The sequence below is a fragment of the Brevundimonas aveniformis DSM 17977 genome (assembly GCF_000428765.1).
Classification (GTDB): Bacteria; Pseudomonadota; Alphaproteobacteria; order Caulobacterales; family Caulobacteraceae; genus Brevundimonas; species Brevundimonas aveniformis.
On record NZ_AUAO01000001.1, the window covers coordinates 334,189 to 358,422 of the forward strand.

25 protein-coding genes are annotated in these 24,234 nt (G+C 66.4%); 15 read left to right on the top strand and 10 right to left on the bottom strand.

All coding sequences use genetic code 11. The features are described 5' to 3' along the window. The first annotated feature begins 2 nt into the window (after positions 1-2). The gene (locus G391_RS0101670) at positions 3-1,019 is read left to right on the top strand and encodes a threonine aldolase family protein (RefSeq protein ID WP_029085970.1); all 1,017 of its coding nucleotides are present in this window, start codon (positions 3-5) and stop codon (positions 1,017-1,019) included. 87 nt (positions 1,020-1,106) lie between these two features. Next, positions 1,107-2,969 carry an ABCB family ABC transporter ATP-binding protein/permease gene (locus tag G391_RS0101675; RefSeq protein WP_051257047.1) on the top strand — a complete coding sequence of 621 codons (1,863 nt, stop codon included), beginning with the start codon at positions 1,107-1,109 and terminating at the stop codon, positions 2,967-2,969. On the opposite strand, the gene G391_RS0101680 is transcribed toward G391_RS0101675, so the two are convergent. Further along, positions 2,966-5,131: a primosomal protein N' gene (locus G391_RS0101680; protein WP_029085972.1), complete on the bottom strand. Its 2,166-nt coding sequence runs from the start codon at positions 5,129-5,131 to the stop codon at positions 2,966-2,968. The genes G391_RS0101675 and G391_RS0101680 overlap by 4 nt on opposite strands. Positions 5,132-5,308: 177 nt before the next feature. On the opposite strand from G391_RS0101680, the gene fsa reads away from it, so the two are divergent. The 4 genes from fsa (at position 5,309) to G391_RS13530 (ending at position 8,591) form a co-directional block, all read left to right on the top strand. Continuing rightward, a complete protein-coding gene (fsa, locus tag G391_RS0101685; protein ID WP_029085973.1) occupies positions 5,309-5,959 on the top strand; it encodes a fructose-6-phosphate aldolase in 651 nt (216 codons plus the stop codon). Positions 5,960-5,969: 10 nt separating this feature from the next. Beyond that, positions 5,970-6,668, top strand: coding sequence for a DUF484 family protein (locus tag G391_RS0101690; protein ID WP_029085974.1), 699 nt, complete (start codon positions 5,970-5,972; stop codon positions 6,666-6,668). Further along, on the top strand, positions 6,665-7,579 hold the full coding sequence (locus G391_RS0101695; protein WP_029085975.1) for a tyrosine recombinase XerC: 915 nt from the start codon (positions 6,665-6,667) through the stop codon (positions 7,577-7,579). Before G391_RS0101690 ends, G391_RS0101695 begins: the two co-directional genes overlap by 4 nt. A gap of 127 nt (positions 7,580-7,706) precedes the next feature. After that, entirely contained in the window at positions 7,707-8,591 is an 885-nt protein-coding gene (locus G391_RS13530) for an aspartyl protease family protein (protein ID WP_156893819.1), read from the top strand. On the opposite strand, the gene lpdA is transcribed toward G391_RS13530, so the two are convergent. The 3 genes from lpdA to G391_RS0101715 are packed head-to-tail and all read right to left on the bottom strand — an operon-like array spanning position 8,588 to position 11,487. Then, the gene (lpdA, locus tag G391_RS0101705; RefSeq protein ID WP_029085976.1) at positions 8,588-9,994 is read right to left on the bottom strand and encodes a dihydrolipoyl dehydrogenase; all 1,407 of its coding nucleotides are present in this window, start codon (positions 9,992-9,994) and stop codon (positions 8,588-8,590) included. The genes G391_RS13530 and lpdA overlap by 4 nt on opposite strands. A 58-nt stretch (positions 9,995-10,052) precedes the next feature. After that, positions 10,053-10,589, bottom strand: a complete 537-nt coding sequence (locus G391_RS0101710) for a hypothetical protein (protein WP_029085977.1) — start codon at positions 10,587-10,589, stop codon at positions 10,053-10,055. Positions 10,590-10,638: 49 nt separating this feature from the next. After that, positions 10,639-11,487 (bottom strand): glutamate racemase, encoded by an 849-nt coding sequence (locus G391_RS0101715; RefSeq protein ID WP_029085978.1) that lies wholly within the window; start codon positions 11,485-11,487, stop codon positions 10,639-10,641. 185 nt (positions 11,488-11,672) lie between these two features. On the opposite strand from G391_RS0101715, the gene G391_RS0101720 reads away from it, so the two are divergent. Beyond that, positions 11,673-13,820 (top strand): M3 family metallopeptidase, encoded by a 2,148-nt coding sequence (locus tag G391_RS0101720; RefSeq protein WP_029085979.1) that lies wholly within the window; start codon positions 11,673-11,675, stop codon positions 13,818-13,820. Between the two features lie 61 nt (positions 13,821-13,881). On the opposite strand, the gene G391_RS15380 is transcribed toward G391_RS0101720, so the two are convergent. From G391_RS15380 to G391_RS0101735, 3 genes are all read right to left on the bottom strand, one after another. Beyond that, a complete protein-coding gene (locus G391_RS15380; protein ID WP_245572015.1) occupies positions 13,882-14,268 on the bottom strand; it encodes a Smr/MutS family protein in 387 nt (128 codons plus the stop codon). Positions 14,269-14,426: 158 nt separating this feature from the next. After that, positions 14,427-14,672, bottom strand: a complete 246-nt coding sequence (locus G391_RS0101730) for a helix-turn-helix domain-containing protein (protein WP_029085981.1) — start codon at positions 14,670-14,672, stop codon at positions 14,427-14,429. Beyond that, a complete protein-coding gene (locus G391_RS0101735; RefSeq protein WP_029085982.1) occupies positions 14,672-15,202 on the bottom strand; it encodes a DUF2975 domain-containing protein in 531 nt (176 codons plus the stop codon). Before G391_RS0101735 ends, G391_RS0101730 begins: the two co-directional genes overlap by 1 nt. A 430-nt stretch (positions 15,203-15,632) precedes the next feature. On the opposite strand from G391_RS0101735, the gene rdgB reads away from it, so the two are divergent. Together rdgB and hemW are read left to right on the top strand one after the other, a co-directional pair. Continuing rightward, positions 15,633-16,229 carry an RdgB/HAM1 family non-canonical purine NTP pyrophosphatase gene (gene rdgB, locus G391_RS0101745; RefSeq protein WP_029085983.1) on the top strand — a complete coding sequence of 199 codons (597 nt, stop codon included), beginning with the start codon at positions 15,633-15,635 and terminating at the stop codon, positions 16,227-16,229. Further along, the gene (gene hemW / locus G391_RS0101750; RefSeq protein WP_029085984.1) at positions 16,222-17,370 is read left to right on the top strand and encodes a radical SAM family heme chaperone HemW; all 1,149 of its coding nucleotides are present in this window, start codon (positions 16,222-16,224) and stop codon (positions 17,368-17,370) included. The genes rdgB and hemW overlap by 8 nt, the downstream gene beginning before the upstream one ends. Before the next feature lie 10 nt (positions 17,371-17,380). On the opposite strand, the gene G391_RS0101755 is transcribed toward hemW, so the two are convergent. Then, a complete protein-coding gene (locus G391_RS0101755; RefSeq protein WP_156893820.1) occupies positions 17,381-18,013 on the bottom strand; it encodes a hypothetical protein in 633 nt (210 codons plus the stop codon). A 104-nt stretch (positions 18,014-18,117) separates the two neighbouring features. Here G391_RS0101755 and rsmI point away from each other — a divergent pair, with 104 nt between their 5' ends. From rsmI to gshB, 3 genes are read left to right on the top strand one after another with little or no spacing between them, the layout of a single operon-like run. Next, positions 18,118-18,975, top strand: coding sequence for a 16S rRNA (cytidine(1402)-2'-O)-methyltransferase (gene rsmI, locus G391_RS0101760; protein WP_029085986.1), 858 nt, complete (start codon positions 18,118-18,120; stop codon positions 18,973-18,975). Then, positions 18,972-19,364, top strand: a complete 393-nt coding sequence (locus tag G391_RS0101765) for a YraN family protein (protein WP_029085987.1) — start codon at positions 18,972-18,974, stop codon at positions 19,362-19,364. The genes rsmI and G391_RS0101765 overlap by 4 nt, the downstream gene beginning before the upstream one ends. A 37-nt stretch (positions 19,365-19,401) precedes the next feature. Then, positions 19,402-20,346 carry a glutathione synthase gene (gene gshB / locus G391_RS0101770; RefSeq protein ID WP_029085988.1) on the top strand — a complete coding sequence of 315 codons (945 nt, stop codon included), beginning with the start codon at positions 19,402-19,404 and terminating at the stop codon, positions 20,344-20,346. Here gshB and G391_RS13535 read toward each other — a convergent pair. Further along, positions 20,343-20,783 (bottom strand): DUF3617 domain-containing protein, encoded by a 441-nt coding sequence (locus tag G391_RS13535; RefSeq protein WP_051257050.1) that lies wholly within the window; start codon positions 20,781-20,783, stop codon positions 20,343-20,345. The two genes, gshB and G391_RS13535, sit on opposite strands and share 4 nt — an antisense overlap. Before the next feature lie 208 nt (positions 20,784-20,991). On the opposite strand from G391_RS13535, the gene rpmB reads away from it, so the two are divergent. The 3 genes from rpmB to G391_RS0101790 all read left to right on the top strand — a co-directional run bounded on the left by rpmB (position 20,992) and on the right by G391_RS0101790 (position 23,383). Beyond that, entirely contained in the window at positions 20,992-21,288 is a 297-nt protein-coding gene (gene rpmB / locus G391_RS0101780) for a 50S ribosomal protein L28 (protein ID WP_029085989.1), read from the top strand. Between the two features lie 91 nt (positions 21,289-21,379). Further along, the gene (locus tag G391_RS0101785; protein WP_169719085.1) at positions 21,380-22,477 is read left to right on the top strand and encodes a serine hydrolase domain-containing protein; all 1,098 of its coding nucleotides are present in this window, start codon (positions 21,380-21,382) and stop codon (positions 22,475-22,477) included. A 42-nt stretch (positions 22,478-22,519) separates the two neighbouring features. Beyond that, positions 22,520-23,383, top strand: a complete 864-nt coding sequence (locus tag G391_RS0101790; RefSeq protein ID WP_035303467.1) for an extensin-like domain-containing protein — start codon at positions 22,520-22,522, stop codon at positions 23,381-23,383. Here G391_RS0101790 and G391_RS0101795 read toward each other — a convergent pair. After that, positions 23,380-24,171, bottom strand: coding sequence for an ion transporter (locus tag G391_RS0101795; protein ID WP_035303469.1), 792 nt, complete (start codon positions 24,169-24,171; stop codon positions 23,380-23,382). The two genes, G391_RS0101790 and G391_RS0101795, sit on opposite strands and share 4 nt — an antisense overlap. Positions 24,172-24,234: the final 63 nt, after the last annotated feature.

A 24,234-nucleotide genomic window follows, 5' to 3' on the forward strand; every position in this document is an offset into this window, starting at 1 on the left:
CCATGCGATACGACTTCGGCTCAGACAACACCGCCGGCCTCGCCCCGGAAGCACTCTCTGCCCTAACTGCGGCGAACACCGGCTTTGCACGTGCCTATGGGGCCGACGAGATCACGGCGCGCTGCGCCGATGTCATCCGCGACAAGGTCCAGGCCGACGCCGAGGTCCGCTTCGTCTTCTCCGGCACAGCCGCCAACGCTATCGCCCTGTCGATGCTGGCGCGTCCATTCGAGGCGGTCATGGCCCATCAGGCCGCCCACGTCTGCACGGACGAGACCGGGGCACCGGGCTTCTTCGGTCAGGGCGTCGGCCTGATCGGCCTGCCCGGCCCATCGGGCAAGATCGACCCGACGGCGCTGAAGGCCGTCCTGTCCGAACCCGAAGTCGGGCATCGTCAGCCCCCCGCCGCGCTCAGCCTGACCCAGGCCACCGAGTACGGCGCGATCTACACCTCGGAGGAGCTGCGCAAGCTGATCGAGCCGGTGAAGGCCAGGGGCTTCGGCGTGCATCTGGACGGCGCGCGCCTGGCCAACGCCGTGGCCGCCGGATTTGATCTGGCCGACATTCCTCGCCTGGGCGTCGATATTCTGGTTCTTGGGGCCGCGAAGGCCGGTGCCCCATGTGCCGAGGCCCTGGTCATCTTCGACAAATCCCTGACCCGGCGCCTCGACAATCGTTTGAAACAGGCCGGCCAGACCGCCTCGAAGGGCCGCTTCCTCGCCGCCCCAATCCTGGGTCTGCTCGAATCCGGGGCCTGGGAGGGTCATGCGGCTCATGCCAATGCCGCCGCGCGGGCTCTGGCCGATGGTGTCCAGGCGCGCACCCGCTATGTGCTGGCCCATCCCGTCGACGCCAACACCGTCTTCGTGCGGATGCCGGCTGCCCATCACAAGCGTCTGACGGACAAGGGCTGGGCCTGCTATCGCTTCGATGACGGCTCGGTCCGCTTCGTCTGTTCCTGGGCCACCACCGAACAGGCGGTCGTCTCCCTGATCGACGACATGGTCGACCTCGTCTGATCATCCATCGCGTTTCAGGCCAACCGCACTATCTATGCCAATCATGCGCCACACCTCCTCTTTCCCGATTTCCCGGATGGCCCGCTGATGGCGAGGGGGGGTAGCCGACGCAATCTGGATCCCGAAAGCCGGGTGATTGACGCTGGCCTGATCGCTGCGGAACCCAGATTGCCGCGCACCTTTGACGCCTTTGCCGATCTGATCCGTCTTGTCGCACGTTCGCGCGCACCACAGTTGCGCCTGCGGTTGTTCTTTGCGCTGATCCTGACCATCGCCTCCAAGGCACTTGGGGTGCTGGCCCCGCTGGCCCTCGGGGCCGCCGTCAACCAGTTGGCAGGGCAGGACCGCCCCGTGCTGGGCCTCAGCCTGGGATTCGCCGGCTTTGCCCTTGGCTGGGCCTTCATCCGCTTTCTGTCCTCGGCCATGCCCCAGGCGCGCGACGCCCTGTTCACGGCGGTCGCCGAGGCTACGAAACGCACCGCCGCCACCGAAGCCTTCGGTCACGCGCTCAGCCTGTCGCTCGATTTCCACCAGACCAAGAAGTCTGGGGCGCTGGCGCGTATCGTTGAGCGGGGCGCGCGGTCATCAGAGTTTCTGCTTAGGATTCTGGCCTTCAATATTGGCCCGACCATTCTGGAGCTGATCCTGGCCGCGGCCGTCCTAGCTGGTGCCTACGACTGGCGTTTTGCCGCAGTCGCGGTCGCCACCATCACCGTCTATGTCGCCTTCACCCTGATGGTGTCCGACTGGCGCATTCGTCATCGGCGCGACCTGAATACGGCCGAAGCCGAGGCGGCCGGCCTCGTGGTCGACAGTCTGATCAACTACGAAACGGTCAAATCCTTCGGAGCCGAGCGTCGCGCCACCGCCGGATACGAGGGGGCGCTGAGCGCCTATGCCGATGCGGCGGTCAAGTCGAACAACTCCTTGGCCATTCTCAACGCCGGACAGACGCTGGTGATGAATCTGGGACTTGGCGTCATGGCCCTTCTGGCAGGGCTGGAGGCCATGGCGGGCCGCATGGGGCCCGGCGACGTGACCGCCTGTGTACTGATCCTGATTTCCCTCTATCAACCGCTGAACGTGCTCGGCTTCGCCTACCGTGAGATCCGCCAGTCCTTCATAGACATGGAGGCTATGCTCGACCTGATCCGCCAGACCCCGGATGTCGCCGACGCGCCCGATGCCGTCGACCTCCCCGAACCGGCCCGGGCCGGCGGCGGCGATGTGCGGTTCGAGGGTGTCTCCTACCGGCACTCGGCCCGCAGCCACGGACTGGAGGACATCTCCTTCCGTATTCGCCCCGGCAAGACCACCGCCCTGGTCGGTCCTTCCGGCTCGGGCAAGTCCACGATCGTCAAGCTGACGCTGCGCCTGCTCGATCCGCAGTCCGGGCGCATCCTGATCGACGGCCACGACGCCCGGACCGTGACCCAGGCGTCGCTGCGTAGCGCCGTGGCCCTGGTCCCCCAGGACGTGGCCCTGTTCAATGAGACGCTCCGTTACAACATCGGCTTCGCCCGCCCGCAGGCCGATGACGCCGCCGTCTGGGCCGCCGCAGAGGCTGCCGAGCTGGGAGACTTCATCCGCTCCCTGCCGGACGGTCTGGAGACGCGCGTGGGCGAGCGGGGCCTCAAACTCTCCGGCGGTGAACGCCAACGCGTCGGCCTGGCCCGCGCCCTGTTGGCCGAGCCCCATGTGATGATCCTGGACGAGGCCACCTCGGCGCTCGACAGCCGCACCGAGGCCGCCATCCAGGCGACCCTGCGCCGGGCCCGCAAGGGGCGCACCACCCTGGTCGTCGCTCACCGTCTGTCGACCGTCGCCGATGCGGACGAGATTCTCGTGCTCAAAGGGGGTCGCATCGTCGAACGCGGCAAGCACGATCAGCTTGTAGCCTTGGGTGGCGAGTATGCGGCGCTCTGGAAAAAGCAGACGCGTGGGCGCTAGAGGAACGAATAGGGGTCCACATCGACCCGCAGACGCACGCTCGCGGGGACCTTGAACTCCGCCAGCCACGCCCTGAGGTACGCCTGCACATCCACATCGCGGTCGGCCCGGACCAGGAACCGCTTTCGCCGCCGCCCGCGTACCAGTGCCAGCGGCGCATCCGCTGGGCCATAGACCTCGACCCGCTCGGCTGTCGGAATGCGCCGCGCGAGATCCAGACAGACCCGATCCAGGGCCTCGGCATCGGCGCTCGACACGATCAGGGCCGCCAGCCGGCCATAGGGCGGCAAGCCCATCAGGCGGCGCCCGTCACCCTCGGCCTGCGTGAAGGCGTCGCGGTCCATGGCCTTCAGGGCCTGCATGACCGGATGCTCGGGCAACCATGTCTGGAGAAGGGCCCGACCCGGACGATCCGCCCGCCCGGCCCGGCCCGCCGCCTGGATTAGCAGCTGGAACGTCCGTTCCGCTGCCCTCAGGTCGCCGCCCTTCAATCCGAGATCGGCATCGACAACCCCAACGAGGGTCAGGTTGGGGAAGTTGTGACCCTTGGCCGCGGCCTGGGTCGCCACCAGAATATCGATCTCGCCCTCGGTCATACGGCGCACCAGATCCCGCGCAGCGGCGGCATCGGGCACGGTGTCTGACGAAAAGACCTCGATGCGCGCCTCCGGAAACCGCTCCGCCGCTTCTTCGGCGATCCGCTCGACACCCGGCCCGATCGACACCAGGCTGTCGGCGGCCCCACAGGCGGGACAATGGCTCGGCTTGGGCATCGAAAATCCGGTCAGGTGACAGACCAGCCGCCCCGTATAGCGATGCTCCACCAGCCAGGAATCGCTGTCTGGTGCCGTCATCCGCTCACCGCACGCCCGGCACAGCACCACCGGCGCATAGCCCCGCCGGTTCAGGAACAGCAGCGATTGTTCGCCCTTGGCCAGCGTCTCGACCATGGCTTCGACCAGGGGGGGCGACAGCCAACGCCCCCTGTCTGGCGGGGTCGCGCGCAGATCGATCAGGTCAATGTCCGGCAGGACTGCGGCCCCGTGCCGGGCTGCCAGACGCACCCAGTCATACCGTCCCTGTTCGGCATTGGTGAGCGTCTCCAGCGACGGGGTCGCCGAGGCCAGAACCACGAGCGCCTGGCTCTGACTGGCCCGGGCTACGGCCAGATCGCGCGCGTGATAGACAATGCCCTGTTCCTGCTTGAACGAGCCGTCGTGCTCCTCGTCCACGACGATCATCCGCAAGGACCGGAACGGCAGGAACAGAGCGGACCGCGCGCCCACGACCAGGTGGGCCTCGCCCGAGCGCACACCTTCCCAGACCTGGCGCCGAACCGGCGGCGGCACACTGGAATGCCACTCCGCCGGGGGCGCGCCGAACCGGGCTTCGATCCGTCGCATCAAGGCCTGGGTCAGCGCGATTTCCGGCAGGAGGATCAGCACCTGGGCATCGGGCTGCTGCCGAAGAAGATGAGCCACGGCCTCCAGATACACTTCCGTCTTGCCCGACCCCGTGACCCCATCCAGCAGCACCGGCGCAAATGTCCGACCGTCGATCGCGCCGGCCAGACGGCGTGCCGCCGCGGCCTGATCCGCGCTGAGCTGGGTGGCGGAGAATTCAGGGTCCGGCACACCGAACGGCAGGGCGGGCTGGATTTCAGCGACCTCAAGCACGCCCTCATCCATCAAACCCTTGATCACGCTGGCCGAGACGCCTGCCGCCCGGGCCAGGTCGGCCATGGAGGCGGCCTCATCGTCCCCCAGGGTGGCCAAGGCCCGGCTGCGCGCCTCCGTGGGCCGGGCGGGATCGCGTCCGGCCACCCGCCGCAAGCGACGCTCAGCCCGCGGGGGAGGGCTCGACAGTCCTCGCGTCGCCAGAAAGGCCATTTCGCCCGGCGGCGTCAGGGTCCAGCGGGCGGCCCAATCCAGGAAGGCCATGGCGCTGGGCGGGACTGAGGGCACATCCAGCCGCTCCTCAATCTCGCGAAGCCGGCGATTCGATCCGGTGACTTCGCGAATCTCCTGCACCAGGCCACGCACCCGGCGCGGCCCCAGCGGCACCACGACATGATCACCGATGCCCAGCTCCCAGTCGTCCGGGACGCCGTAATCAAACGCCTCCGGCAACGGCAGCGGCAGAAGAACCGAGGCGACTTTCAACGGCGGCCCCCTCCCCGGAACAAAGCGAGGGGGAGGGGGCGCCTCAGGCTTTTTCGGATAAAGCAGCGCCGCCCTTTCCGGCTCAGCGCGTCACCGCGCTGAGCCACCTCCCCATCGCAAAGCGATGGAGAGGAGAGGCCTCGCGCCACCCCGATTTCACCGCTACACATCGTCCCCATGCAACTCTTCATCGACAGCGCCGAAACCGGCCTCATCAAGGACCTCGCCGCCACGGGCCTCGTGGACGGGGTCACCACCAACCCTTCTCTCATTGCCAAATCGGGCCGACCCATCGTTGAGGTCATTGCCGAGATTTGCCGCGCCGTCGAGGGGCCCGTGTCCGCCGAGGTCGCCGCGACCGAAACGGCCGCCATGCTCGAGGAAGGTCGCCGCCTGGCCGGGATCGCCGACAATGTTGTGGTCAAGCTGCCCCTGACGCTGGACGGCCTGCGTGCCACCGCCACCTTTGCCGCGGAAGGCATCGCCACCAATGTGACCCTGTGTTTTTCGCCAGCCCAGGCGCTGCTGGCGGCCAAGGCCGGGGCCACCTTCGTCTCGCCCTTCGTGGGCCGTCTCGATGACATCGGCGAGGATGGCCTGCTGCTGCTGCATGAGATCCGGTCCATCTACGATCAGTACGGATTTGAGACGTCAATTCTGGCCGCATCCCTGCGAAACGTGGCCCATGTGACCGGCGCGGCCCTGGCCGGGGCCGATGCCGCCACCATTCCGCCGACCACTTTTGCGGAGCTCGTCAAACACCCCTTAACCGACAAGGGGCTTGATGCGTTCTTGAAGGATTGGGCCGGAACCGGTCAGTCGATCTAGGGGAAGCGCATTGGCTGGGGCGGAACGCGAGACGAAGACGGGCGATGAAGCCCCCGGCGTCTGGCCGGACCTGCGTGCCTGGCTCAAGTCCAATCCCCAGCACCTGACGACAGACCACGAGCTTCTGACGGAGCTGGGCCTGAAACAGGCAGACAATGTCGTCGCCTTTGGCCCGGCAGCCTTGTCGCGCCTCGAGGAGGCGGTGAAACGCGAAACGGGGGCTCGGCGCGTTATCGAGCACGTCGCGCGCGCTAATTTCTCAGCCCAGGCCCAGACCCACGTCACGGTGCTGGACCTGCTGGAGGCCCGCAATCATTCCGACCTCGCCACGCGCCTGGATCACGCCTGCCAGGCGCGGTTCGGGCTGGCGACGGCGACCATTTGTCTGGAAAGGCCCGGCACGGCACCCTTCGGCTGGCGTTTGCTGGAACCCGATTCTATCGCGCGCATGCTGGGCGAACATGGCCTGCAACGACTAGGACCGTCCGACTATCAGGGAGCCCTGTTCGGATCACGCGGGGCCGAGGTCAACAGCATGGCCCTGGTCCGCATGGCCTTGTGGAGCGGCAACCGTGAGGCGCTGGTCGCCTTCGGCTCGGCCGATCCAGAAGGCTTCACGCCGGACATGGGGGCTGAGTTGATCGCCTTCGTAACCCGCGTGGTCGAGCGCGTGGCGGATCGCTGGCCGATCCTGGACCCGCAGGCGTGACCGCCGACCAGGCCATCGAGGCCTGGCTAGTCTGGCTGACGCACGAACGCCGGGCATCTCCCAGGACAATCGAAGCCTATGGGCGGATCGGCCGCGGCTACATCGCCTTCCTGCAAGCCTATCGCGGCGGCCCCCTGACCCTGACCGATCTGGGTGGGGTTCGCGCGGCCGACGTCCGCGCCCATCTGGCGGAGCGGCGCTCCGGCGAACAAGGGCTCCAGGCCCGTTCGATCTCGCAGACCCTGTCGGCCATCCGGGCCTTTCACCGGTTCCTGGACAGGCGACTGAATACCCCGGCCCCTCAGATCGCGCTGGTTCGAGGCCCGCGGCTGAAGGCGACGCTGCCGCGACCGATCAATGAGGATCAGGCGCTGGGCCTTCTGGCCGAACCCGAGGCCGACCCGGACCTGGACGCCTGGGAAGCCGCGCGGGACCATGCTGTCCTGTCGTTGCTGTACGGCTGTGGCCTGCGGATATCCGAGGCCTTGTCCCTGACGGCCGCCGACGCGCCGATCGGGTCCTCGCTACGCATGCTCGGCAAGGGGTCCAAGACCCGGATCATACCCGTCCTGCCGTCTGTTTCAGACGCCGTGGAGGCCTATCGACAGGCCTCACCCTGGCCGTCAGTCGGGGACGATCCCCTGTTTCGAGCCAAGCGCGGCGGCCCTCTGACCCCCCGGCACGTCCAGGCCATGGTCCAGAAACTGCGCGCCCGGCTCGGCTTGCCGGCCAGCACCACCCCCCATGCCCTGCGCCACAGCTTTGCAACCCATCTGTTGGGGGGCGGCGCAGACCTGCGGTCCATTCAGGATCTGTTGGGCCATGCCTCCCTGTCCACGACCCAGAAATACACCGCCGTTGATTCCGCCGGCCTGCTCGCCGCTTACGCCAAGGCCCATCCGCGCGCGTGACGGCCCCGACCTTGCCGTATTTTGATCTCAGCCTGCTCTCAGGGAGGAGGCTGACGTGTGGAATAGGCGAAGCCTGCTGATCGGTGGCGGCGCGGTCGTTCTGGCATCCCCGACCAGGTCCCAGCCCATGCCTGTGCCGGCCGAACCGCCGATCAGCGAAGCGGCGTTGGACGTGCTGCCCAATCTGGTCACGCGCATGGCCGTCAACGTCGACATCAACGGCAGCACCGGCCACACCTTCGTCGTCGATACCGGTGCCAACCGGACCGCGATTTCATCAGAGCTGGCCTTGGCCCTGGGCCTGCCCCCCGGCCCGGAGGTTCTGGTCAATGGCGTGACCGCCGCGGTACCGACCCCAACGGTGCGGGTCGAGCGTCTCTTTGTCGGAGAAACCGCCTTTCGCGGCCTGCTTATGCCGGTCATCTCCCACGCCCGGCTCGGCGTTCACGGGTTGCTCGGCGTGGACGTGCTGGGACGATTTGCCGTCACCTTTGACGTCGGCGAGAGTGTTTTGCGGCTGAGGCGGCGCGGCGTCGGTCTATCGCGTGCCGAGGACACCCGGCTCGATGATCAGACGACCCTTCAGGCACGCCAGAGATTTGGCCAGCTCACCCTCGTGCGTGTGACGGCCGATGGCGTCCCAATCCAGGCCTTTATCGACAGCGGCAGCCAGTATTCGATCGGCAATATGGCGCTGTTCAACTCGGTGGCGGCCCGCCGTCCCGACGTCAACGACCGGCGTTGGACCGTGCCCGTTATCGGGGCGACCGGCGACAACGTCACCGGCGAGCTTGCCGTCGTCCGTCAGGTCCGCCTGGGCAGCGTGACCCTCAATGAGTTGCCGACCATCTTCTGCGACCTGCACGCCTTTCGAATCTGGCGCATGGAAGATCGGCCCGCCATGCTGTTCGGCGCGGACATTCTTCGGATGTTTGATACCGTGACCGTGGACTTTCCCGAACGCCAGGTCCGGTTTGGGCTACCCACGCGGGCGCGGTCGGGGGCAACCTAGGCCTGCATGATCCAGCCATCCACGCCCATCGCCGCCTGGCGCACAGCCTCCGAGCGGGTCGGATGCGCATGGCAGATCCGCGCCAGGTCCTCTGACGCCCCGCCAAAGGCCATCAGCACACAGGCCTCATGGATCATTTCACCGGCTTCAGGGCCGAAGATATGCACGCCCAGAACCCGGTCGGTTGTGGCGTCGGCCAGTACCTTCACGAAGCCCTCCGTTTCGTGATTGATCTTGGCGCGTGAGTTGGCGCTGAACGGGAATTTGCCCTTCTTGAAGGCGACGCCGGCCTCATTCAGCTGGGCCTCGGTCCTGCCGATCCAGGCGACCTCCGGCGAGGTGTAGATAACGCTGGGGACCAGAGCATAGTCGACATGCCCGGGCTGACCGGCGATCAGCTCGATGGCCGCAACAGCATCTTCCTCAGCCTTGTGGGCCAGCATCGGCCCGTGGGTCACGTCGCCGATGACCCAGATGCCATCGGCCACCTTCAGGTGGTCATTGCCGATGAAGCCGCGCTTGTCCGTCTCGACGCCGAGCGCCTCGATGCCCAGACCGTCCGTGTACGGACGACGTCCGATCGCAACCAGTACGACATCGCCGGTGAGGGTTTCCGATGCGCCGCCCGCGGCCGGCTCGATCGTCAGCTCGACACCTGCGTCAGTCACCTTGGCTCCGGTGACCTTGGTGCCCATCTTGAACGCCATGCCCTGTTTGGTGAGGGCGCGCTGGAAGGCGGTGGCGACCTCGGCATCCATGCCGGCCCCAACCGCGTCGAGGAATTCCACGACGGTCACCCTGGCACCAAGACGACGCCAGACCGAACCCAGTTCAAGCCCGATCACGCCCGCGCCCACAACGATCAGATGTTCGGGCACCTTCGCCAGGGACAGGGCCCCCGTCGAATCGATCACCTTGCCCTCTTCGAAGGCCACGCCCGGCAAGGGCGTCGGCTCCGAGCCGGTGGCGATCACGATGTCCTTGCAGCCATAGACGGTCTTGGTGCCGTCCGCCGCGGTGACCTCGACCTGGCCTTTGGCCAGAATCCGGCCCCTGCCCTTGAGCCAGTCGACCTTGTTCTTCTTGAACAGGAACTCGATGCCCTTGGTGAGCTGGTCGACGCTGTCGGCCTTGGCCGTCTGCATCTGGCCGAGGTTCAGGCTGGGGGTCGCGTCGATCCCAATCTTGGCGAATTCCTTGCCTGCCAGTTCATACAGCTCCGAGGCGTGCAGCAGGGCCTTGGACGGCATGCAGCCGACATTCAGGCAGGTGCCGCCCAGGGTGTTTCGTGCTTCCACACAGGCGACCTTGAGGCCCAGCTGCCCGGCGCGAATAGCGGCATTGTAGCCACCCGGCCCGCCCCCAATGATGATCACGTCATAGGCGGTTGCGGCATCGGCCATGGTCTTGGTGTCCTGTTGTACGAGGGGCGCGCCCCACATAGGCCCCTCAGCCGTCAGGTCAATCCGCAGAGCCTGTTTGGGTGTAGCGGACGTATCGTTCGAACCCACCAGACATGACGGTATCAACCAGCGGGGCCATCGCCGCCGTCGCCTCACCCCCGCCCCCGACAACAAAGGTCTGGGTGACCTCGACCCCGCCCTCGTCGCGCGGCCGGATCGTATAGGTGAGGATGGCGGTCAAGGGCTGGGCCTGCAAAGGACCGAACGGTGCATTCATCCGCAACAGACCCTGTCCGGGCCAGGCCAGCAGAACCCGCGCGTGTTCAATCTGCCCGCCGTCCCAGACCTCACACAGGCAACCGCCCGCCGAAAGGCCGAGGTTCACGTTGGCCGAACTGCCGGAATAGGTGTGGGCCGGGCTCCACCAACTTCCCCACTGGCCCAGGGCTGCCCACGCCTGTTCCGAGGTTGTCGATTCCAGCACGGCCGTCGATCTCAGCTCAAATCCGTTGGCGCTGGTCGAAACCACCTCAGCGGAAGCCGAGGACGCGCCGACGACCAGCACGGCCCCCGCCAGAATGGAGACAAATTTCATGGGGTCCTCCCGATCCGGGAGAGACGATGCCGTCAAAACCGATGCGGCTTCAAGCCGCTTCGAACGTCACCGGCGCGCCCCAGAATTGAGACACCAGATCCGACTGCCGCCCCGGTGTGCCGGTCGTCAGAAACTCGCGCCGCCCCGCCGTGCCGAGGTCGTACTCGCCATGCCGTCCGAAATACCGTTCCAGCGCATCCGCAGTGGCCGACGGCTGGTGGATCAGGGTCGTCCCCTCCGGCAGAGCCGCCTCGAACAGCGGCGCAACGATCTCATAGTGGGTACAGCCCAGGATCGCCTTGTCTGGATAGCGCCCAATCCTCCGGCGCAGGGCGTCGACATGGTCGCCGACGACCACCTTGAGCTCCTCTACTGGAGCCCCCAGCTCGATCAGACCCGCCAGTCCGGGGCACGGCTCGGAAAAGGCCGCCAGATCCTCGCGGCGCTTCTGGACCTCGATCTCGTAGACCTGGCTCATTGCTGTGGCGGCGGTACAGAAGACTCCCAGCACCTCGAGCTTCTCGATCTTCCCGTCCAGCGGCGGGCCCTGATCCCACCCGCGCCCGGTCGCTGCCTCAATGGTCGGCACGATGATACCCAGGACATTCAGGGCTCGACCGACCTCTCGCCGGTACTCAGGCAGCCAGGTCTGCTGAAGCCGTCGCAGGGCGATGGCCGAGGCCGTGTTGCACGCCAGGACCACAACATCGGCCCCGGCTTCAAACAGCCGTCGGCACCCCGTTCGGGTCAGGTCGACAATCTCTTCGCCGCCCAACCCGCCATAGGGCGCGTGGGCCTGGTCAGCCAGATAGACAAAGTCCGCCTGCGGGAAGCGGTCCACCAGCTTGCGGTGCACGGTCAGGCCGCCCACCCCGGAATCGAAAACACCTATCGCCATGATCGGCGCTTCTAGCGAGGATTGGAGCCGGATGGGAGGGCCGGTTGGGGTGAAATCGCCCAGACTTCGACCCACACGGATTACACCGCGTTCAGGTGACGCCGTGGTCCCGACCGGCTAGGGTCAGTTGAAATGGCCCTTTTCCGGCGTGCCGGCGAAACGGGGTCGCGGCCTGAGGGAACCCTATGAACAGACGTCAGATGATCATCACCAGCGCCGGCGTGCTCGCCGTGACCGCCACCGGCTGCGCCACCACGGCGGGGACCGAACGGGCGACGAACATGGCGTCGGCCTCGCCTGTTCTCACCGGCAATCCGCTGGCCGATCCCTGGCCGGGCCCCTATCAGGGCGTGCCCCCGTGGAACCAGGTTTCGGTGGATCTTCTGCGCGACGCCCTGAACAAGGGCATCGATGTCCTGCGCGCCGAAGTCGCCGCGGTCGTCGACAATCCCCAGCCCGCCACCTTTGAAAACACCATGCTGGCCATCGAGCTGTCGGGTGAGCATCTGGGCCGCGCCAGTTCGATCTACAGCGTCATGGGCGGCAATATCGGCACGCCAGAGTACCAGGCCCTGACCCGGGAAATGTCGCCGGTTCTGGCGGCGGTGTCGGATGAGATCACCTTTAACGACGCCCTGTTCCAGCGCATCCGTCATGTCCATGAGACGGCTGCGGCGGCCGGCCTCACCCCCGAACAGGCGCGCCTGACACGGCGCTCCTATGAGCGTTCGGTCCGCAATGGCGCTGCGCTCGACGCCGCCGGCAAGGCAGAGCTTGGTCGCATCAACCAGGCGCTGTCGAACGCCTTCACCGCCTTCCAGCAAAAGGTCGTGGCCGATGAGCAGCTGATCACCCACTACACCACCGAGGCAGACCTCGACGGTCTGCCCGATTCCAACAAGTCCGCCGCCGCGGCAGCTGCGCGCAGCCGGGAGTTGGACGGCTGGGTCATCGTCAATACCCGCTCGGCTGTCGATCCCTTCCTGACCTTCGCCGACAACCGCGCCAAGCGTGAGGAGATCTGGCGCAAGTTCGTCAATCGCGGTGACAACGGCGACGGCAACGACACCAACGCCACCATCGCCCAGATCCTTGACCTGCGGGCCCAGCGCGCGCGCCTGCTCGGTTTCGAAACCCACGCCCACTGGCGCATGCAGGACACCATGGCGGGGTCGCCTCAGGCCGCCATGGACCTGATGATGCGCGTGTGGCCGCCGGCCGTCGCCCGTGTCGGAGAGGAAGTGGCGGAAATGCGCGGTGTCGCCGGTCACGACATCGAGCCCTGGGACTATCTGTACTATCTCGAGAAGGTCCGCAAAGCTCGCTACGACCTCGATCAGAACGACCTGAAGCCCTATTTCGAACTGACCTCGATGAAGCGCGGGGCCTTCTACATGGCCGAGCGCCTGTACGGCATGGTCTTCACCCAATTGCCCGACGGGACCATTCCGGTCTTCCACCCCGACATGAAGACCTATGAGGTCACCGACCAGGCATCCGGTCGCCACATCGGCATCTTCTATTCGGACGACTTCGCTCGCTCGGGCAAGCGGTCCGGGGCGTGGATGACCACCTACCGCAGCCGCTCGAACTTGAACGGCCACGCCGAGAACGTCCTGGCGTCCAACAACAACAACTTCATCAAGGCCCCGGACGGCGAGCCCTTGCTGATCTCGCTGGACGACACCCAGACCCTGTTCCACGAGTTCGGCCACGCCCTGCACTATCTGTCGTCGAACGTGACCTATCCGGGCCTGGGCGGCGTGCCGCGCGACTTCGTCGAATATCCGTCGCAGGTTCACGAAAAGTGGGTGCTGACCCAGCCGATCCTGGATCAGTTCGCCCGCCATCACGAAACCGGCGCGGCCATGCCACAGGAACTGCTCGACAAGATCGAGGCCTCCTCGACCTTTGCCGAGGGCTACGCCACCGTCAGCTATCTCTCATCGGCCCTGGTCGACATGGACCTGCACAACCGGACCGAACCGGTCACCGATGTGGATGCGTTCGAGCGTGACAGCCTGACGCGGATCGGTATGCCGCGCGAGATCGTGATGCGGCACCGCTTGCCCCAGTTCAATCACCTGTTCACGTCCGACGCCTATTCGGCCGGCTACTACAGCTATCTCTGGTCCGAGGTGATGGACGCCGACACCTGGGCGGCCTTCATGGAGGCGGGCGATCCGTTCGATCCCGAAACGGCGCGTCGCTTCAAGGAAATCATCCTGGCACCAGGCAACACCACCGACCGGGCCCAGGCCTATCGTGACTTCCGCGGTCGCGACCCGGATGTGACGGCCCTGCTTCGTACGCGCGGCTTCCCGACCAGCTAGGGGAGGTTTCAGGGGCTAGGTTCCAGGGGTGGTGACGTCCCTAGAACCTAGTACCCAATCCCTAGTCCCTTCTTCTGAGCGTGACATACAGCGCGCCCTCGCCGCCATGTTTACGGTGCGCGTTGGCGATGCCGGACACGATAGCTCGCAGCGGCGGATGCGCCACCCAGTCTGAAACGGATGACCGGATGATGCCCGGTGTGCCGCGCGAACCCTTGCCGGTCACCACCAGTACCGCCCGAAATCCACGTCTGTGGGCGCTCAGGACGAAGGCGGTGAAGGCATCCTGGGCCTCAAACCGCGACAGGCCGTGCAGGTCGATGCGAGCCTCGATCGGGTCGCGCTCGCGCGCCAATCGGCGGTGACGGCGGGGTTCCAGTTCCTGCGGCGCGGCATGTGGCAGCTGTCGCGCCGGCGGCGCGGCAGGTGCCAACACGGAAGGTTTCAAGGGTTTTACAAATTTAGGTGGAGGCTTGGGCCCAGGCACCGCTTCCGCTTCGAGCTCCGCCGCGGGCTCGGAGCGTTCAGGCCGTGCCTTGTCGAGCGTTCGCTCAACCCGGGCCCAAAGTCGCCGATCCTCGCGCGTCAGCGACCGCCGGGCCACGCTCAGGCCGCGTCTTCGGTGTCATCGAGCCCGGCTTCAGAGGCTCCGGGTTCATAGGCCAGCAGGTCACCCGGCTGGCAGTCCAGTTCGCGGCATAGGGCATCCAGGGTCGAGAAGCGCACGGCGCGCGCCTTGCCGGTTTTCAGGATCGACAGATTGGCCAGGGTCACCCCGACCCGGTCCGCCAGCTCGGTCAGTGACATCCGCCGTTCAAGCAGCATCCGGTCCAGATTTACGCGGATCGCCATCAGATGGTGAGCTCCTGCTCGTGACGCAGACGGGCCCCTTCCCGGAACACCTCCGACAACACAAAAATCGTCAGGACCGAAAAGATGGGCACGATCAGATCCCCGACATCGAACCTTACATCCGACTGCGGATAGATCACCGACAAGAGGGGACGGAAGGCCAGCTGCATGAGCACCACGCCGGTCATGGCAAACCCAATCAGCCTGAGCCGGTGCACATTCTCCAGGTCAAATGGCTCGCCGGCCGCCAACGTCAGGAAGACCTGCCTAAGCCGACGAAGAATAAACAGGGAGGCCCCGATATTGGCCACGACAAACGCCAGCGCATAAACAATCAAGGCCCGTGAAAGCGGCGCATCGATGGGGCCGTCGGGCCCATCAAGCGTGACATCAAACCGGTCCAGCGGGACGAAGAAGCTGACCACAAACACCGCCACAACGACAGCCAGTCCCAGCCAAAGCGCCCAGTAGGCGACATCCAGCGCGACCTTCAGAAGGCTGGCGACCGATCCCGGTCCGAGAGCTCGCATCAGGTTAGTCTCCCTCAGGCCGCACGGGGACCGATCCCGTCTGCGAACCCGCCCCTACACGAGACGGTCCGCAGTCGGGATATAGTCGATGACCCAGGGTGCGACGCAAGGCCCGCATCTAGAAGCTCTGGATCAGCGCGGCCACCAGCCCCAGCGGCAGGCCCGCCAGCATCACTGCATTGATCACCGTCAGGCCGAATTTTTCCATCCAGATGGACGCGTTCATCGTTTGCATTGTCGTTCTCCGTTGTCCTGGGCCTTGGCCCTTGTTCGCCGCATCTGAGCGCCGGGGTCTTCCCTCGGTCCGTCGAACGGCTGCGGCCCCGTCCTTGCCGATAATCAATATGGGCATATCGAAAAACGATCAAGGCAATTATCGTTTTTCGATATTAAACTTTCGCAATATGTGAATCGCCTGTAAGGCGCGGTGATGAAACCCAGACTGCTCAAGGGGTCGCGCCTGGTGGTGGCGACCCACAATCCCGGCAAGGCCCGCGAGATCGCCGGACTCCTCGGCGGTGACTTCGACGTTCTGACGGCCGATCAGGCCGGCGTGCCCGAGCCGGACGAGACGGAAACGACCTTCATTGGCAACGCCGTGCTCAAGGCCCGCCATGCCGCCGTCGTCAGCGGCCTGCCCGCCCTTGCCGACGATTCGGGCCTGTCGGTTCGCGCGCTGGACGGTGCACCCGGCATCTATTCCGCCCGCTGGGCCGGCCCAGGCAAGGACTTCGCCCCGGCCATGGCGCGCATCCACGACGAGCTCGGCGACGCAGAGGACCGCTCCGGCTGGTTCACCTGCGCCCTGGCCGTCGCCTGGCCGGACGGCTCGGTCTTCGCCGTCGAAGGAACTGTGGAGGGAACCCTCGTCTATCCACCGCGCGGCGACCGCGGCTTTGGCTATGATCCTGTCTTCCTGCCCGAGGGCGGCGCGGAAACCTTTGGCGAGATGGACCCCGCCGCCAAGGACGCCATCAGCCACCGCACCCGCGCCTTCACCCAGCTGAAGGCCGCCCTGATTGACTGAGCCGGCCCCCGTAGCGGTCTATCTGCACTGGCCCTACTGCGCCCGCATCTGCCCCTACTGCGACTTCAATGTCGTGCGCGAGCGGGGTCGCGAGACGGAAAAGGCCACGCTCATCGATGCCATGGTCGCAGACCTGCAGGTCCAGGCCGAGCGTCTCGGCCCGCGTCGGCTCGCCTCCATCTTCTTTGGTGGCGGCACGCCGTCCCTGATGCTGCCCGAGGGAGCCGCCCGTCTGATCGAGACGGCGCAGCGCCTCTTCCCGACGGTTGATCCGGTCGAGATCACCCTCGAGGCCAATCCCACCGACGCCGAGACTGCTCGCTACCGCGCCTTCGCCGAAGCGGGCGTCAACCGCCTGTCCCTCGGCGTGCAATCCCTGAACGACGATGCACTCAGGTTCCTGGGTCGCGACCATTCCGCCGCTGAGGCCCGGCGCGCCGTCGAGGCCGCCCAAAGCACCTTCGGTCGCGTCTCCATCGATCTGATCTACGCGCGCCCCGACCAGACCGCCGCCGCCGCCGCCTGGCGTGCCGAGCTGGCCGAGGCCATCGCGCTGGGTCCCGAACACATCTCGCCCTATCAGCTGACCATTGAAGCCGGCACGGCGTTCGGTAAATCCTATGAGCGCGGAGCCCTGATCCCGCCCGACGATGACGCGCAAGAAGGCCTCTACGACCTGACCCAGGCCACCCTCGCCGACGCCGGTTTCGACGCCTATGAAGTGTCCAACCACGCGCGCGGCCCGGCGGCGCAATCGGTCCACAATCTCCACGTCTGGCGCGGCCACGAGTACCTCGGCATCGGGCCTGGCGCGCACGGGCGGCTGAACCTCGACGAGGCCCGGACCACGACCGTCGCCCATCGCCGCATTGCGGACTATGTCGCCGCAGTCGACCAGACCGGAGTGGGCTGGGCCGAAGCGGAGCCTCTGTCCCCCCTTGAGGCCGCTGAGGAACGATTGATGCTCGGCCTGCGAACGACCGAGGGCGTCGCCGTATCCGCACTCGCACCGCTGGACCTGTCAGACCGCATCGCCTCGCTGGTCGCGGATGGCTTCCTTGAGCTGAGCGCCAACCGCCTGTCCGCCACCCCGCGCGGTCGCAAGGTGCTGGACGCTGTGATCCGGGCCTTGCTGGTCTGATCCGGCCCTGTCAGCGGTCGAGAAACTGCTGACGGCGGCTGCCGTTGGCGATCAGGCCGCGGGTCAAGGCGATGCGCTCGTCCATGCCCGCGTCGACCGCGCGCGCGGCGTCGATCTGATCCAGCCGCGCCGCCGCCCGTTTGAAGTCGCCCGCCTGTCGTTCGACATTGGCCACAAAGACCTGGTGCACCACACAGGCCTCAGCCTTTTCGGGCTTCAAATCGGCGGCGATCTCATCCATCGCCTGACCCAGCTGCGCCGCGTACCGCCCATAGCGCGCCGGGTCGCCATAGCACTCCCACGTCGCCTGCAGCATACGGTCGATGCGCGTCCAGTCGGTCGCACGCCCGAGAGCAACCTCCGCCAGGTTCAGGCGCCAATAGGGCGTTTCCTCACCCGCCTCCGTCCAGGCTTCGCTCGCGATAAGGGCCTGTGCCCGTGTCCGTTCCACCGACTCCAGATCGCGAAACGTCGCCGGGAACCGACAGGCGGGGCATTGCGGCAGGCGCAACGGAAAGATCCACGATCCGTGCGGCAAACCGTCCAGGGCACGCCCGAACACCGAATAGCTCGGCGTGCTCATATAGGTGAACGTCGTGCCATCGACCGGACAGGTCGCTTTGAATTCCATCAGCATGCCCATGTCGTCCTCCTCGCGCTTGAAGAGGGCAGATGGGATCGGGCGTTCCGCCGCCAAGAGCGCGTCAGCTATCGTCAGAGAGGCCCAACCCCCGCTATACCGCGCCCATGGCCTTCAGTCCGCCGCCACCCAAGCCCGTCTCGCCGGGCCTCTATCTGGTCGCCACACCAATCGGGAACCTGCGCGACATCACCTTGCGCGCCCTCGATGTGCTGGAGGCGGCGGATCTGGTGCTGGCCGAGGACACCCGCGTCACGGCCAAGCTGCTGAACGCCTACGGGCTGTCGAAGAAGCTCCAGCGTTATGACGAGCACGTCTCCACCGAGGTCGAGGCCCGCGTCCTCGACGCCCTGGCGGCCGGCCAGATCATCGCCCAGGTCTCCGACGCCGGCACGCCGCTGATTTCCGACCCCGGCCAGTCGCTGGCCCGCGCCGCCGCCGAGGCCGGTTTTCCGGTCCATCCCATCCCCGGAGCCTCCAGCGTCCTGGCCGCCCTGTCGATCGCCGGCCTGCCGACGGAGCGGTTCCTGTTCGCCGGCTTCCTCCCACCCAAGTCGGGCGCACGCCGCACCCGCCTGGAGGAGCTGGCCCAGACCCCGGCCACCCTGGTCCTGTTCGAAACCGGCCCGCGCCTGGCCGCGTCGCTCAACGACATGGCCACCGTCTTCGGCCCCGACCGCCCCGCCGCCGTCTGTCGCGAACTGACCAAGCTGCATGAGGAGAGCGTGCGCGGCCACCTGTCCGACCTCACCGCCGACCCGCGCCTGCTGGGCCCCAAGGGAGAAATCGTCGTCGTCATCGGCCCCGCGCGCACAGAGGTGGCCACCGAAGCGGACGCGGATGCGGCCCTTCGCCTCGCGCTGAAGACCCTCAGCCCGTCCGAGGCCGCCGCCGAGGTGGCCCGCCAGCTCGGTCTGAACCGCCGCGACCTCTATCGCCGCGCCGTTGCCTTCAAGAGCGAATGACCGCCCCGCCGCGACCTTGGCGCAAACAGCTGGGTGCCCGCGCGCATCGTCAGGGTCATCGGGCCGAGTGGATTGCCGCCGCGCTGCTGATGCTGAAGGGCTATCAGATCCTCGGCTTTCGCCTGAAGACAGGCGGGGCCGAGATCGACGTGCTGGCTCGCAAAGGTCGCGCCCTCGTCCTGGTTGAGGTCAAGCGCCGCGCGACGCCCGAAGCGGGGCTGGAGGCGCTCGGCCCCGATCAGCGTCAGCGTCTGCTTCAGGCCGGCCAGGCCCTGATCCAGAGCCGACGCGCCTTCGCCGGTCTGGACCTGCGGCTTGACCTTTTTGCCTTTTCGCCCGGCCGACTTCCGCGTCATTTCCGCCATCTCGACACCGGCATCACCCCCTGACCCGCTTGCACCCCGACGGACACCGGCCCAGATAGCCATCATGCTCAATGTCGCCGTCCAGATGGACCCCGTTCAGACCGTCAACATCGAGGCGGACACCACCTTCATGCTGGCCATGGAGGCGCAAAGGCGTGGCCACAGGCTCTGGCATCACGGGCCCGAGAATCTGGCGCTGGAGGACGGTGAGTTGTTCGTCCGAGCCCGTCCGCTCGAATTCAGAGCGGTCAAAGGCGATCATTACACGCTGGGTGAGGCCGAAACGCTCAAGGTCGCCGACCATTTCGACGTGGTGCTGATGCGCCAGGACCCGCCCTTCGACATGGCCTATGTCACCGCGACCTATCTGCTCGAAACGGTCCATCCCAAGGTGCTGGTGGTCAATGACCCCGCCGAGGTCAGGAACGCGCCTGAAAAGCTGTTCGTTACCGCGTTTCCCGGCCTGCAACCGCCAACCGTTATTTCGGGCGACCCTGACATCCTGGCCGATTTCCACCAGCGCCACGGTGATGTGGTGCTCAAGCCCCTGCACGGCGCTGCCGGGGCCGGCGTCATGCGGCTGAAGGCCGATGATCGTAATCTCGAATCGCTCGTGGAAACCTTCGGGGCCATCAACCGGGATCCGCTGGTCATGCAGGCCTTCATCCCGGCGGTGTCCGAAGGCGACAAGCGCATCATCCTGGTCGACGGCGAGGTCGCGGGGGCCATCAATCGCATCCCGCCCAAGGGCCACGTCCGCTCGAACCTGCGCGTCGGCGGCACCGCCGCACCGGCCGAACTGTCGCAACGCGACCTCGAAATCTGCGCCACCATCGGCCCGGAGCTACGCCGGCGAGGCCTGATGTTTGTCGGCATCGACGTCATCGGCGGCTATCTGACCGAGATCAACGTCACCTCCCCCACCGGGGCCCAGCAACTCAAACAGTTCGGTGGGGCAAATTCCGCCGCCCTGCTGTGGGACGTGATCGAAGCGAAACGTCGTTAGGACGGACAGCTCGCCGACAGTCGACGCGCCCGGATGGTTCCAGTCGGCCGCACCGAAATCCCCAACACCCGCGTGTCGAGCTCGGCCCGCATCTGGAACTGAGTCGGGGAATAGGTGCCCGTGGCGACCACGCCCACCTCCCGCCCGCGACGGTCACGGCAGGTGCCTTCGAAGCGCATCTGGCCGTTGTTGACCACGCGCGTGGGGTAGTCACAGGTGTAGTGCCGGTTCGACGGCCCGTTGAAGAAACGATTGATCTCGTTCTGCCGCACGCAGCGGTTCTCGGTATCCGTCGAAGAGACGCCGAAACGAATCTGGCTGGTGTACTCCCAATAGCCCGGCAGGATGGTTTCAGTGCTCTGGGCGTGGGGGGCGGCGGCCGTCAGCGCCAGAAACGGCGTGGCGACAGCAGCAACAAGAAACAGACGACGAAGCATGATCAGTAGGTTCGCTGGAAGGGAGGGCGATCTCTATATAGGGCCCTGTGAATACGGCCTGAATGGGTCAGAACCTGACTCCTGCGCCTTGACGCCAAAGGGCCATCCCGTCTATATGCCCGCCTCTCGCGCGGGTCGAATGCCCGCGCGTTCCCATTTCCGCGCTCCGGTTTCGGTCGGGACGCCAACTCTGACAAGGATTACCGAGATGTCGCGCCGCTGCGAACTGACCGGCATCGGTCCCATGACGGGCCACAGCGTGAGCCACTCGAACGTCAAGACCAAGCGCCGCTTCCTGCCGTCGCTGAAGTCGGTGGCACTGCACTCCGAGGCCCTGGGCCGGTCGGAGCGTCTGCGTATTTCCAACGCCGCCCTGCGCACCTTGGACTTCAAGGGTGGCCTGGATGCGTTCATCGTCAAGGCTTCGGACGACAAGCTGTCGCCGAAGGCACAGAAGCTGAAGCGCCAGATCAAGGCCAAGCAGGCGGAAACCGCCGCCGTCTGATCCCGCTTCAGGGGCAAAGGGGCTTGAAAGGCCGGCGGCAACGCCGGCCTTTTTTATTGCCGTAACGGCCGGCGGGCTTCAGGCTATGGCCATGAACCGCCGAGCCCTCCTGGTTGCCGCTGCCGCCACTGGCGTGGCCTCAGCCGTACAGGCCCAGCCTGATACCGACGGCATGGCCGACCTACTCGATCACCTACGGAGCGAAGCAGGTATCCCCGCGCTCGGTGGGGCGGTGGTCACGCCAGACGGGATCGCGTGGCTCGGCGTAACCGGCGTGCGACAGTCCGGCCGCTCCGATCCGGTGACCTCAACCGACCGTTGGCATCTGGGCTCCAATACCAAGGCCATGACCGCAGCCCTGTACGCCCGTCTGGTCGAGCAGGGGCGGGCAAGCTGGGACGCCCCCTTGCGGGACCTGTTCGCAGATCTGACCGTCGACCCCGCCTGGGACGCCGTGACGATCGGGCACCTGTTCCGGCATCGGGCCGGGGTTCTTGATCCCGCAGTCATGCCCGTGTGGATGATGACGGCCTGGGGCGACGCAGATGTGAGCGAACTGCGATCCAGCCTGGCCCGAACGGTCCTGGGCGCGCCACCAGCGGGAGAGTTCGATCGGTTCGCCTATTCCAATGCCGGCTACATCCTGGCCGGTGCCGCCATCGAACGGCTCACGGGGGAGCCGTGGGAAACAACCTTGAGGCAGGAGGTCTTCGAGCCTCTGGGCCTGACGTCAGCTGGATTTGGGGCACCGACCGGCGACAATGCCTGGGGCCACCAGGGAGCCGGATTACGCCCGAAAGATCCCGCCGTGCGTGGCTCGGACAATCCGCCCGCCCTCGGCCCGGCCGGAACGGTACATGCCAGCCTGCAGGACTATGCCCGCTTCCTTCGGGTCTTCCTGAGGGGCGGCGATGGCTGGTTGTCCGCCGATAGCCTGGCGGTCCTGACGGCACCCGGGCCCCAGGGTTCCCCAGCCTATGCCTGTGGCTGGGGCGTCATCACCGGCCCGGCCTGGACAGGCGGCGCGCCGGCCCTCACCCATGATGGCTCGAACACCCTGTGGCTGGCGCGAGCGGTCGTTGTTCCGGCGAAATCGACCACGCTCATCTGTGTCGCAAACGCCGCAGACCCGGCCGAGTCGGCTATCCAAGGATTGACGCGAAGCCTGATCGAACGGTTCCTTGCCTGATCTATCGGGCGCCAAATCGAGGCGGGGGCGTTGTAGACCATTATGAGACGCCCCCCGAACGACCCGGGAAAACGCCAAATCCTCGCCGACCTCTGGGTCCAGCTCTGGCAGGCTGTCATCGTCGGGGCCTTTGCCCTGGCGGTTCTGGACGGCTGGGTTCCCTCGGAACATCTGCCGTGGACACGGCTCGACCTCGGCCAGCCGGTCGGGGTGACGACGGCGGCCAAGATCGCAGACCTCGACCTTCCCTACCGGACCACCAACCAATCCCGCATCGACGCCGACACCGCGCGGTGCATGCAGACGCTGCGCGAAGCGGGCGTTGAGGTCGAGCGCGTCGCGGATATTGATGACGGAGGCTTCTGCGTCATTCAGGGCGCGGTGCGGATCACCGGGGGCGAGGTCACCCCCTTGCGTCCCGAGGGCCTGGTCATGCGGTGCCCCCTGGCCATTCGCTACGTCATCTGGGAACGTCAGAGCCTGCGCCCCGCAGCCGAGGAAATTCTGGGCTCTCCCGTCGCCGGGGTCGAGGCCGGTGGCTATGCCTGCCGCCGGATCAACGGCTCAACCGACCCGTCGACGCAACCCAGCGAACATGCCAGCGGCAATGCCCTGGACATCCCGGCCATTCGCCTCGAGGACGGGCGGCGGATCACCGTCGCCGGAGGCTGGGGGCCAATCCGTGCTGATTCCCGCGCCGCCCGGCTCGAGCGCGAGGCCCAGGGAGCCCTTCCTCCGCTCTTCGGTCCTCCGTTGGCCCGCGCCAGTACACCCGAGGCGCGCTTCCTGCGCCGCATCCGCACCGATGCGTGCGACATCTTCGGCACGGTTCTGGGACCGGAGTACAACTCGGCCCATCGTGATCACCTGCACCTGGACGGCTCGCACACGCCCCTGTGCAGCTAGTCGCCGCTGCTACCGTCTCGGAGCCGCCGACGACGCGCCAGGGCATCTGAGAAGGCTGCAGACAGAATGCCGGTCGGGGCGGCGATCAGGCCGATCCCGCAAATAGCCGTCACCCCGGCCACCATGCGCCCGCCCAGGGTCACCGGGAATACGTCACCATAGCCGATCGTGGTCAGGGTCACGATCGACCACCACATTGCCCGCGGGATTGACCCGAAGGCTTCAGGGTTTGTCGGCCCTTCCATCAAGTACATCGCCGTCGAGCTGAGCACGAGCAGCACAAGCGCGACCGCCAGGCTCAGAAGCAACTCAAACCGGCGCTCCATGATGGCGTCCCCCATCAACGAGATGGCCGACGACATCCGGCCGAGCTTGGCGATGCGCAGGATACGCGCCAGCCGGAACAGCCGCAGAATATAGACGGGGCCCGCCCCCACGAAGATCAGCGCCGGAACCAGAGCCACCACGTCGATGATGGCCGTCGGCGTCATCATCCATCGCAGCCGCCCCCAAAACGGCTCGGCATAGCGCGGATCTTCCGGGGCGATCCAGATGCGTACAACGTATTCCGCAAGGAACAGGGCCGTGAAGATCACCTCGGAAATGCCAAAGGCTGTCGCAAATCGGGCCGCGACCGAGCTTTCTGTCTCCAGAATCGCGGACATGACCGAAAGCATGATGGCGATCGTCAGCACCTTGTTGGCGAGCGACAGACCCCCGGGCCGCGCCGAGGGATCAAGCCGATCAAACACCCAGCGTCTCAGGCTGATTGCAGCATGCGCGCCCATTTGCCCTCCGTCCCTCGCGGGCGAGCCTAGACCGCCGATCCCACGTCGCGCAAACGCAAGTCT